11 protein-coding genes are annotated in these 10315 nt (G+C 60.5%); 4 read left to right on the forward strand and 7 right to left on the reverse strand.

The features are described from left to right. The first annotated feature begins 138 nt into the window (after positions 1 to 138). The 3 genes from NUV89_RS23685 (at position 139) to gcvH (ending at position 3431) form a co-directional block, all read left to right on the forward strand. Positions 139 to 1755, forward strand: coding sequence for an iron ABC transporter permease (locus NUV89_RS23685; RefSeq protein WP_257783233.1), 1617 nt, complete (start codon positions 139 to 141; stop codon positions 1753 to 1755). A gap of 156 nt (positions 1756 to 1911) precedes the next feature. Beyond that, positions 1912 to 2994 carry a glycine cleavage system aminomethyltransferase GcvT gene (gcvT, locus tag NUV89_RS23690; RefSeq protein WP_257783234.1) on the forward strand — a complete coding sequence of 361 codons (1083 nt, stop codon included), beginning with the start codon at positions 1912 to 1914 and terminating at the stop codon, positions 2992 to 2994. Positions 2995 to 3047: 53 nt separating this feature from the next. Next, a complete protein-coding gene (gene gcvH, locus NUV89_RS23695) occupies positions 3048 to 3431 on the forward strand; it encodes a glycine cleavage system protein GcvH (protein WP_257783235.1) in 384 nt (127 codons plus the stop codon). A 140-nt stretch (positions 3432 to 3571) separates the two neighbouring features. Here gcvH and NUV89_RS23700 read toward each other — a convergent pair whose 3' ends face one another. From NUV89_RS23700 to NUV89_RS23730, 7 genes are all read right to left on the reverse strand, one after another. After that, entirely contained in the window at positions 3572 to 4714 is a 1143-nt protein-coding gene (locus NUV89_RS23700; protein ID WP_257783236.1) for a DegT/DnrJ/EryC1/StrS aminotransferase family protein, read from the reverse strand. 157 nt (positions 4715 to 4871) lie between these two features. Beyond that, positions 4872 to 5537 (reverse strand): outer membrane protein, encoded by a 666-nt coding sequence (locus NUV89_RS23705; RefSeq protein ID WP_257783237.1) that lies wholly within the window; start codon positions 5535 to 5537, stop codon positions 4872 to 4874. Between the two features lie 183 nt (positions 5538 to 5720). Beyond that, entirely contained in the window at positions 5721 to 6035 is a 315-nt protein-coding gene (locus NUV89_RS23710) for a DUF2388 domain-containing protein (protein ID WP_003176799.1), read from the reverse strand. A gap of 68 nt (positions 6036 to 6103) precedes the next feature. Next, complete coding sequence (locus tag NUV89_RS23715) at positions 6104 to 6550, reverse strand: NfeD family protein (RefSeq protein ID WP_257783238.1); 447 nt, start codon at positions 6548 to 6550, stop codon at positions 6104 to 6106. Between the two features lie 10 nt (positions 6551 to 6560). Beyond that, positions 6561 to 7481: an SPFH domain-containing protein gene (locus NUV89_RS23720; protein WP_017739057.1), complete on the reverse strand. Its 921-nt coding sequence runs from the start codon at positions 7479 to 7481 to the stop codon at positions 6561 to 6563. A 22-nt stretch (positions 7482 to 7503) separates the two neighbouring features. Next, positions 7504 to 9228 (reverse strand): GspE/PulE family protein, encoded by a 1725-nt coding sequence (locus NUV89_RS23725; protein WP_257783239.1) that lies wholly within the window; start codon positions 9226 to 9228, stop codon positions 7504 to 7506. An 83-nt stretch (positions 9229 to 9311) separates the two neighbouring features. After that, positions 9312 to 9650 (reverse strand): hypothetical protein, encoded by a 339-nt coding sequence (locus tag NUV89_RS23730; RefSeq protein WP_257783240.1) that lies wholly within the window; start codon positions 9648 to 9650, stop codon positions 9312 to 9314. Positions 9651 to 9777: 127 nt separating this feature from the next. Between NUV89_RS23730 and NUV89_RS23735 the strand changes: the two genes are divergently transcribed. Next, positions 9778 to 10248, forward strand: a complete 471-nt coding sequence (locus NUV89_RS23735; RefSeq protein WP_017739054.1) for an Lrp/AsnC family transcriptional regulator — start codon at positions 9778 to 9780, stop codon at positions 10246 to 10248. Positions 10249 to 10315 lie beyond the last annotated feature (67 nt).

A 10315-nucleotide genomic window follows, 5' to 3' on the forward strand; every position in this document is an offset into this window, starting at 1 on the left:
TTCAAATGTGGGAGGTGGTTTGCGTGCGATAGCATCACCTCGGTATCACTGATACACCGAGGTGCCTGCATCGCAGGCAAGCCAGCTCCCACATTGGTTAGCGTCGACTTCAAAATATTCATCCACTGAGAACTGACTTTGGCCCACCCCGCCCAACGCCGCTGGTACCTGCCGGTCTTCACCGTCGCCGCCCTGGTGCTGTTGCCGTTGAGCGTGCTGTTGCTGTCCTGGCAAAGCATCGATGCGCAAATCTGGTCCCACCTTTGGGAAACCCAGATGCCGCGCCTGCTGGGCAACACCCTGACCCTGGTGCTCGGCGTGGGTGTCGGCGTGACCTTGCTTGGCGTGAGCCTGGCCTGGCTCACCAGCCTCTGCGAATTCCCCGGAAGGCGTTGGCTGGATTGGGCGCTGATGCTGCCCTTCGCGATTCCGGCCTATGTGCTGGCCTTTGTGTTTGTCGGCCTGCTGGACTTCGCCGGCCCGGTGCAAACCCTCTTGCGCGAATGGTTCGGCAGCGGCTTGCGCCTGCCGCGCGTGCGGTCCACCAGCGGCGTGATTATCGTCCTGGTGCTGGTGTTCTATCCCTACGTCTACCTGCTGGCGCGCACCGCGTTCCTCGCCCAGGGCAAAGGGTTGATGGAAGCGGCGCGGGTACTGGGGCAATCGCCCTGGCAAGCGTTCTGGCGCGTCGCCCTGCCCATGGCGCGGCCGGCGATCGGGGCGGGCGTGGCGTTGGCGCTGATGGAGACCCTGGCGGATTTCGGCGCGGTCTCGGTGTTCAACTTCGACACCTTCACCACCGCCATTTATAAAACCTGGTACGGCTTTTTCAGCCTGTCGAGTGCGGCGCAGTTGGCCAGCCTGTTGCTGCTGGTGGTGATGCTGGTGCTGTACGGCGAGCGCCGTGCCCGGGGCGCCAGCCGGCCGAGCAACGAGCGGCCACGGGGCCAGGCGCTGTATCACCTGCGCGGGTTCAAGGCCGCAGCGGCCAGCAGTTGGTGTGGGTTGGTGTTTGCCTGTGCGTTTGTCATCCCGATGCTGCAACTGGTGGCCTGGTTCTGGCAGCGTGGTCGTTTCGACCTGGATGAGCGCTATTCGGGCCTGATCGTGCATACCCTTTACCTGGGCGGTATCGCGGCGCTGATCACGGTCAGCGTGGCGCTGGTGCTGGCGTTTGCCAACCGCCTGGCGCCGACCCGGGCGATCCGCTCCGGCATCAGCCTGGCCAACGTCGGCTACGCCTTGCCGGGTTCGGTGCTGGCGGTGTCGATCATGTTGGCGTTCAGCTACCTGGACCGCGAACTGGTGGTGCCGCTGTCCGGCTGGTTGGGCGGTGCGGGCAAGCCATTGCTGCTGGGCAGCCTGTCGGCGCTGGTGCTGGCCTATCTGGTGCGTTTTCTGGCTGTGGCCTATGGGCCGCTGGAAAACAGCCTGGCGCGCATCCGCCCGTCGTTGCCGGAAGCTGCCCGCAGCCTTGGGGTGAGTGGGCCGCGACTGTTTTGCAAAGTGTATCTGCCGTTGTTGCTGCCGGGGACGCTGAGCGCGGCATTGCTGGTGTTTGTCGACGTGCTCAAGGAAATGCCCGCAACCTTGCTGATGCGCCCGTTTGGCTGGGACACACTGGCGGTACGGATCTTTGAAATGACCAGCGAAGGCGAATGGGCGCGGGCGTCATTGCCGGCACTGACGCTGGTGTTGGTCGGCCTGCTGCCGGTGATCGGCTTGATTCGCCGCTCGGCCCGACAAATCGCTTAGGTGCCAGTCCCTCGGCTTGCGGCTACAATGCGCGGCATTCGGTGCGCTCCGCCTTTCTGGTCGGGTTGCTGTATGTCGCTACAGGCCTTGTAAATCGGGGCTTTCAGCGCGCATGGCAACGCTGCGCACCTTCGCCAAGCCCGGAAGGAGAAACCGATGGGACAGCGTACGCCTCTGTATGACCTGCATCTCGCCCTCGGCGCGAAAATGGTCGATTTTGGCGGTTGGGATATGCCTCTGCATTACGGCTCGCAAGTTGAAGAACACCATCAGGTGCGACGCGACTGCGGGGTGTTCGATGTATCTCATATGACCGTGATCGATGTCACCGGCCCCCAGGCCAAGGACTGGCTCCAGCACCTGCTGGCCAATGATGTCGAACGTCTGCATGGCTGCGGCCGTGCGTTGTACAGCGCCATGCTCAACGACAAGGGCGGCGTGGTGGACGACATGATCGTCTACCGCACCGAAGCGGGTTACCGGCTGGTGGTCAACGCCGCTACTCGCGACCAGGACATGGCCTGGATGCAGGCGCAACTGGGCAGCTTCCAGGTGCAACTGCATGAGCGGCCCGAGTTGGCCATGCTCGCCATCCAGGGCCCCCACGCCCGGCAGAAGATCGCCGAACTGGTTACCCAGTCCCGCAGCGCCCTGATTCACCAGCTCAAGCCTTTCGAAGGCCTGGCCGATGGCGATTGGTTTATCGCCCGCACCGGTTATACCGGCGAAGACGGCCTGGAGATTGTATTGCCGGCCGATCAGGCCCCGGGTTTTTTCAACGACCTGGTGGGCGCCGGCATTTCCCCCATCGGCCTCGGTGCCCGCGATACCCTGCGCCTTGAGGCCGGCATGAACCTGTACGGCCAGGACATCCACCAGGACGTTTCCCCGCTCGCCGCCAACATGGCCTGGAGCATTGCCTGGGAGCCTGCCGGACGTAATTTCATTGGCCGCGCCGCGCTGGAGGCCGAATTGGCGGCCGGTGTGCAGTTCAAATTGGTCGGGCTGGTGCTGGAAGAACGCGGGGTTTTACGCGCTCACCAGGTGGTTCGTATCGCCAATGTTGGCGAAGGAGAGATCACCAGTGGTAGTTTCTCTCCTACGTTGAGTAAATCCATTGCCCTGGCGCGTGTACCGACGGCGACGGCCGATCGGGCTGAAGTGGAAATCCGCGGCAAGTGGTATCCGGTTCGAGTGGTCAAGCCGACCTTCGTGCGCCATGGCAAAACTTTGATCTAACCTATTTCCGGCAGGCCGAAGGCCGCTGACATTATTTCTTGAGGACACAGACTATGAGCGATATCCCTGCCGACCTGCGTTTTGCCGAAAGTCACGAATGGGCCCGTCTGGAAGCTGACGGCACCGTGACCGTGGGTATCTCCGACCATGCCCAGGAAGCGTTGGGTGATGTGGTGTTTGTCGAGCTGGCGGAAGTCGGCGCCCAGTTCGAGGCTGAAGGCCAGGCGGGCGTGGTTGAGTCGGTGAAGGCTGCTTCGGATATTTATGCACCCGTTGCTGGCGAAGTGATTGCCGTCAACGAAGAGCTGAGCGCCAGCCCTGAGCTGTTGAACTCCGACCCGTACGGTGCGTGGATCTTCAAGCTCAAGCCAAGCAACCCGGCTGATCTGGAAAAATTGCTGGATGCTGCTGGCTACAAAGCCGCTATCGGCGAGTAAACGCAAAGAGTTGCAACAATACAAATCAGTGTGGGAGCTGGCTTGCCTGCGATGCAGACAGCTCGGTGTATCAGTTACACCTCAGTGATGCCATCGCAGGCAAGCCAGCTCCCACATTTGATTGGGGTAAGCCCGATTTTTCAGGCCGCTTTCAGTACGGCCTTGACTGCCGCCACCGAACGCTCCACATCCGCCTCTGTCATGGCCGTGAACATCGGCAACGACACGATCAAACGCCCCACCTTTTCCGCCACCGGGAACATGCCTTCCTTGAACCCCTGTGCCCGATAAAGACTGAGCAGGTGGATCGGCGGGTAGTGATAGCCAATGCCGACGCCATGGGCCTGCATCTGCTCCATGAACGTGGCGCGGGCCGGCAGGCCGTCCTGACGCTCCGGCAGCACCAGTTGGAACAGGTGCCAGTTGCTGTTTTCGAAATCCGCCGGCGGCAGTTGCGCGCCGTATGTCTCTTCAAAGTCGCTGCCGAAGCATTTGAAATAGTGCCGCGCCAGGTTCTGGCGATGGGCGGTGATCTTCTCGATATGGGCAAACTGCCCCAGGCCGATGGCCGCCGCGATATCGGTCATGTTGAACTTGCCGCCCAACACATCCACATCCAGGCCGTCGAAGCCGGTACGCGTCACGCCTTGCAGGCGGTACTTCTCGGCGAGGCGCGCTTCTTCGGCATTGTTCAATACCAGGCAGCCGCCCTCGGAAGAGGTGATGTTCTTGTTTGCCTGGAAGCTGAACGACACGAAATCCCCGGTGGCGCCGATGCGTTCGCCATCCCAACTGGAGCCCAAGGCCTGGGCGGCGTCTTCGACGATACGCAGCTTGTACTTGTTGGCCAGTGCGTAAAGCATCGGCATGTCCAGCGGCAGACCAGCCAGGTAAACCGGGATGATCGCCTTGGTGCGCGGCGTGATCGCCGCTTCGACCTGGGCCAGGTCGATATTGCGGGTGACCGGGTCGATATCGGCAAACACCGGTGTAGCACCCACTTCCAGAATCACATTGGCCGTGGCGACCCAGGAGATCGGCGTGGTGATGACTTCATCACCCGGGCCGACCCCGGCGATGCGCAGGGCAATCTCCATGGTGCAGGTGCCCGAGTTGAACGTGCGCACCGGCCGGCCGCCAAAATATTCCGACAGCTGGGCTTCGAATGCCTGCACTTTCGGCCCGCTGGTGATCCAGCCCGAGCGCAGTACATCGCCGACTGCCGAGATAGTGGCTTCGTCGATGGTGGGTTTGGAGAACGGCAGGAAGGGCTGTTGGCTCATGACGACGAAGGCATCCGTTTCAGATTGGCGATGAGAAAAGGCGTATCAGAACCGGCATGGTTGCACGGCTCGACTGAATATAGCCTGTCGCCCGTGAATGAATCGTCATGATGAAGGCGAAAAATGCCGCTTTATGAGCGGCATTCTCTGTTGCGCGTCAGAAGGACAAACGTGCCTCCAGAAACACATTTTGCTCCTTGAGTTTGCCTTTGAGCTGTTCATCCCGGGCATTTATTCGGTTGGCGAAGGTGTTGTAGCCGGTTTCTACATCGCCCATGGCGATGTATCGGTAGCCGGCGCCCAGGGTGAGTTGTTCGCTGGCCTTGGCCTCCAGGCCCATGCCCACGCTGTAGGCGAAATTATGCTGGCGGTTATTGGCGAAACGGCGGGTATCAACGGTTTGGTAGCCCTCGGCTTCAACCCGTGCCACCCCCATCCCGGCCATGCCGTAGAACGAAAGCCAATGGTTGATCGGGATATCTTTGTAGCCATTGAGCATCAAGCGCTGGCTATTGACCTGCAGCTTGTTGACGTTGGCATTGAAGGGCGCCCAGTAGGAGTTGAACGCGGATCTGTTTGGCATCGTGTATTCCCCTTCCACGCGCCAGCCATCGGTAAAGGCATAACCCACTGCAAACGAGGCGACGAGTGACTTGGTGCTATCGGGGGCTTGCACTCGTTCGGTAACGCGGGGGCTGGTCAGCAACGCGCTAGAGAGGTTCTGGCGGGCGCTGTTGAGTTTTGCCGACCCGTACCAGCTTTCTGCTTGAGCGTGGGAGGTTGTGAATGTAGCGAGAAGTATTGCGTAGACAAGCTTTTGCATGGGCGGTGATTCGCTTTGTATAAAAGGAACCCATAGCTTGTGATCTGGCCCATGCCTGTCACGACAGGACCTGTCTCGATCAATTCGGGAAAAGCAGAATGTATGTGTAGTTATCAGCGCTGATGGCTGTAAGAACGAATACAAAAATGCCGCTTAAAAGCGGCATTTTTTATCGGCCGAGTGTTACTCGGTGACGGCGTTTTTCGCCAGAATGGCGTTGGCCAGTTCCATGTCCGTGGCCTGCAGGCCAGGGTTGTCGGCGCGGACTTTCTGCATTGCGGCTTCCAGGTAAGGGCCGCGGATGCCGCCGTCGCTGGCCACAAAACTGCCCGCGTCATCTTGCGCAGCGACCACCAGCTTGTGGTCCTTGAAGGTCAGGTACGTCGAGCCGGTAGTGGCGCCCGACGAGATGACATTGCGCCAGAAACTGTCGGCCATGGCTGAACCGACAGGAAGGGAAAGCACAGCGAGGGTTGCGACAGCATATTTGAGACGCATGATGGGTGACTCCGGGTGGTTATCTGTACTTTATGATTGTAGTCAGCCCTCCCGAGTTCCATCAGTGACTAAACAGTTTCAACCTTCAAAATCACCCCATCCTGGCCAACCACCCGGACTTGAACGCCTGCAGGGCTGTCAGGGCCGGTCACCATCCACACGCCATCGCCGACTTTGACCTTGCCCCGGCCATCGATAATCGGCTGATGCACCACGAAGATGCGCCCGATCAGCTCCGAGCCCCGCTCATTCAGCCCTGGCTGGTCGCTGGGCTTGGCGCTGCTGCGCAGACGCTTCCACCAGCCCACTGCCGTTAGTAACGACAGCACCGCGAACAGCAGCAATTGCCATTCCAGCCCCAGGGAGGGCACCAGAAACTTGATTACACCCACGGCCGCCGCTGCGATACCCATCCACAACAGGTAACCGCCGGCACCAAAGACCTCAAGAATCAGCAGCACCGTGCCCAGTGCCAGCCAATCCCAAAACGACAGATGCTGCAGGAAATCCCACATGGTGGTCGCCTCAGCCTTTCTTGCTGTCGAAGGTCGCCTTGACGATCTCGCCGATGCCGCCGACCGCGCCGATCACCTGGCTGGCTTCCAGCGGCATCAGGATCACCTTGCTGTTGTTGGCCGATGCCAGTTTGCCCAGGGCGTCGATGTATTTTTGCGCGACGAAATAGTTGACCGCCTGCACGTTGCCCGAAGCAATTGCCTCCGACACCACTTGAGTCGCGCGCGCTTCAGCTTCGGCCTGACGCTCACGGGCTTCGGATTCGAGGAACGCCGCCTGGCGGCTGCCTTCGGCCTCGAGGATCTGCGCCTGCTTCTTGCCTTCGGCCGTCAGGATCGCAGACGCCCGCAGGCCTTCGGCTTCGAGGATCTGTGCACGCTTGATCCGCTCGGCTTTCATCTGGCCGGACATGGCGGCCATCAGGTCCGCGGGCGGGCTGATGTCCTTGATCTCGATCCGGGTGATCTTGATGCCCCATGGCGCGGTGGCTTCATCGACGGTACGCAGCAGTTTCTCGTTGATGCCGTCACGCTGGCTGAGCATCGCATCCAGCTCCATGGAGCCGAGGACGGTACGGATGTTGGTTTGCAGCAGGTTGCGAATGGCGTGTTCGAGGTTGTTGACCTCGTAGGCGGCCTGGGCGGTATTGACCACCTGGAAGAAGCACACGGCGTCGATCTGCACGGTGGCGTTGTCGGCGGTGATGACTTCCTGTGGCGGGATATCCAGCACGCTTTCCATCACGTTGATCTTGCGACCGATGCGGTCCATGACCGGGATGATGATGTTCAGGCCGGGCTTGAGGGTGTTGGTGTAGCGGCCGAAACGCTCGACCGTCCACTGGTAGCCCTGGGGCACTACCTTGAAGCCCATGATGAGCAAGGCCACGGCCAAGCCCACGAAAATAAGCAGTACGGTTCCGATCTGCATAGCGATTCCCTATCCGATGTTGTCAGTGAGCGGAGTGTAACGATGTTGCCACTGATAAAAACGGTTTCACGCCGCAACAATACAAAGGATTTGTTTCTGAATCCCCGGGGGTGACCCGCAACACTTCGGCCACCGTTGTCAGGCCGGCGTTGGCCTTTTCCGTGGCGGCCATGCGCAGGCTGCACATGCCTTGGGCCAGCGCGCTCTGGCGCAGGGCCTGCACGTCGGCGCCGGGGGTTATCAACGCCTTGAGGTTGTCGTCCAGCACCATGATTTCGTAGACGCCGGCACGTCCCCGGTAACCACTGTTTCGACATTCCCCGCAGCCTACGGCCTCATGGGCGCCTTCGCACATGCGTTTGCAGTGGGGGCACAACAGCCTTACCAAGCGTTGCGCCATCACTCCTATAAGGGTAGCCCTGATCAAATAATGAGCAATTCCCAGCTCCTGTAAACGGGCGACCGCACTGGGTGCGTCGTTGGTGTGCAGGGTGGCCAGCACCAGGTGCCCGGTCAGTGCCGCCTGGATTGCCATTTCGGCGGTTTCCTGGTCGCGGATCTCGCCGATCATGATGATGTCCGGGTCCTGGCGCAGCAGTGCGCGGATGCCGCTGGCGAAGGTCAGGTCGATATTGTGCTGCACCTGCATCTGGTTGAACGCCGGTTCGACCATCTCGATAGGGTCTTCCACCGTGCACAGGTTGACCTCACGGGTCGCCAGTTGCTTGAGCGTGGTGTAGAGCGTGCTGGTCTTGCCGGAGCCGGTAGGGCCGGTGACCAGGATGATGCCGTGGGCCTGGCGCGTCATGGTGTGCCAGCGCCGTTGGTCCTCGCTGGATAAGCCCAACTGGTCGAAGTCCTTGAGCAGCACCTGCGGGTCGAAAATCCGCATCACCAGCTTTTCGCCAAACGCGGTGGGCAGCGTCGAGAGGCGCAATTCAACCTCGGTGCCGGTTGGGCTTTTGGTTTTGACCCGACCGTCCTGGGGTTTGCGCTTCTCCGCCACGTTCATCCGGCCCAGGCTTTTCAGGCGGCTGACGACCGCCATCGTCACCTGCTGCGGAAATTGGTAGACGTCGTGCAGCAGCCCATCGATGCGAAAGCGCACGCGGCCCTGCTCGCGGCCCGGTTCCATGTGGATATCGCTGGCGCGCTGGGCAAAGGCGTACTGCAACAGCCAGTCGACGATATTGACGATATGGGCGTCGTTGGCGTCGGGCTCCTGGTCGCTGGCGTTGAGGTTGAGCAGTTCGAAAGGGCCCGGTGCCGTCATCTTTTGATCGGCGCCGCTGACGGACTTCGCCAGCCGATAAAACTCGCCGATGCAGCGCTGGATGTCCTGGGGGTTGGCCACCACGCGCGTGATCGAGCGCTTGAGAACCTGGGCCAACCCCGCTTCCCAGCTGCTGACGAACGGCTGGGCGCTGGCGATGGTGACGGTGTGCGCATCCACCGCCACGGCAAGAATGGCGTGGCGTTGGGCGAAGGCGTGGGACATCAACGGCACGACGGTCGCCACGTCGATCTTCAGCGGGTCGATGCGCCAATACGCTTGCCTGGCATGTCCGGCCAGCCACTGGGTCAAGCGCTCCAGCGAGGGGCCCAGGGCGGCGATGCTTTCCAGGGGATGCAGGGTGTTGCTGGTCGCAAGCGCAGACAGGCGCTTTGCCATATCGGCAGTCACCAGCCCCGCGTCGATCAGGGGCGGCAACAACAGCTGCAATTCCAAGCGTTTATCAGCAGGCATCAAGGGTTTCCTGGGAGGTGTTGGACGTACTCCCAGGCTAGTCAGCCCCGAAAAATCTGCCTCCCAGGGTGTATTGCAGACTTTTACTGAGCCGCCACCACCATCGCCCCAGCCCGCACGGCATCAGCCGGCCACAGTTCCAGCGAGCACACACTGATCAGGTTTCGAATCTTTTCACCGATCACCTGGGCACGGTGCCAACTCAGGCCGTCCAGGGTGATGTCGATCATCAGCAGGTCGTGTTCGCGGTTCACTGTCACCTGCTGGGGGGTGAGGAATTGCAGGGCGAAATAGTTGAGCACCCGGCACAGCACATCCGGTTCCGCCTCGGCGACGATCTGGTAATGCGCCTGGCAATGGGCGCTGTTGACGGCCCACGCATCGACGCGGGTAACAGAGTGGGTGGTTTCGACGGCGTGCATGGGAATTCTCCAGATTCGACTGGAGAAATTTTTACATTCGCCAACGGAGATTTCTTATCTAAAATGAGCCTGTAATTCGAAATACCGAATCATTCAATTCAAGATAAGCGCCATACAAGGTATTTATATGCACAGTGAGCTGGACGCCTACGACCGCCGCATCCTGGCCTTGCTGCAGGAGGACGCCTCGCTCTCCAGCGCGCAGATTGCCGAACAGGTCGGCCTGTCCCAGTCGCCGTGCTGGCGGCGCATCCAGCGGCTCAAGGAAGAGGGCGTGATTCGCGCGCAGGTGACGCTGCTGGATCGCAAAAAGATCGGCCTCAACACGCAGATTTTCGCCGAGGTCAAACTCAACGCCCACGGCCGTTCCAACTTCACCGAATTCACCGACGCGATTCGCGGGTTTCCGGAAGTATTGGAGTGTTATGTGCTGATGGGGGCGGTGGATTTTCTGCTGCGTATCGTCACGGCGGATATCGAGGCGTACGAGCGGTTTTTCTTTGAGAAGTTGTCGATGGTGCCGGGGATTCAGGAGGTCAATTCGATTGTGGCGTTGTCGGAGATCAAGTCCACTACCAGCTTGCCAGTTTTGCGTTGACCCTGTGGGAGCGGGCTTGCTCGCGAAGGCGGTGGGTCAGTTAGAACATCTTTGACTGGTACACCGC

Source organism: Pseudomonas sp. 18.1.10, assembly GCF_024655625.1.
GTDB lineage: Bacteria > Pseudomonadota > Gammaproteobacteria > Pseudomonadales > Pseudomonadaceae > Aquipseudomonas.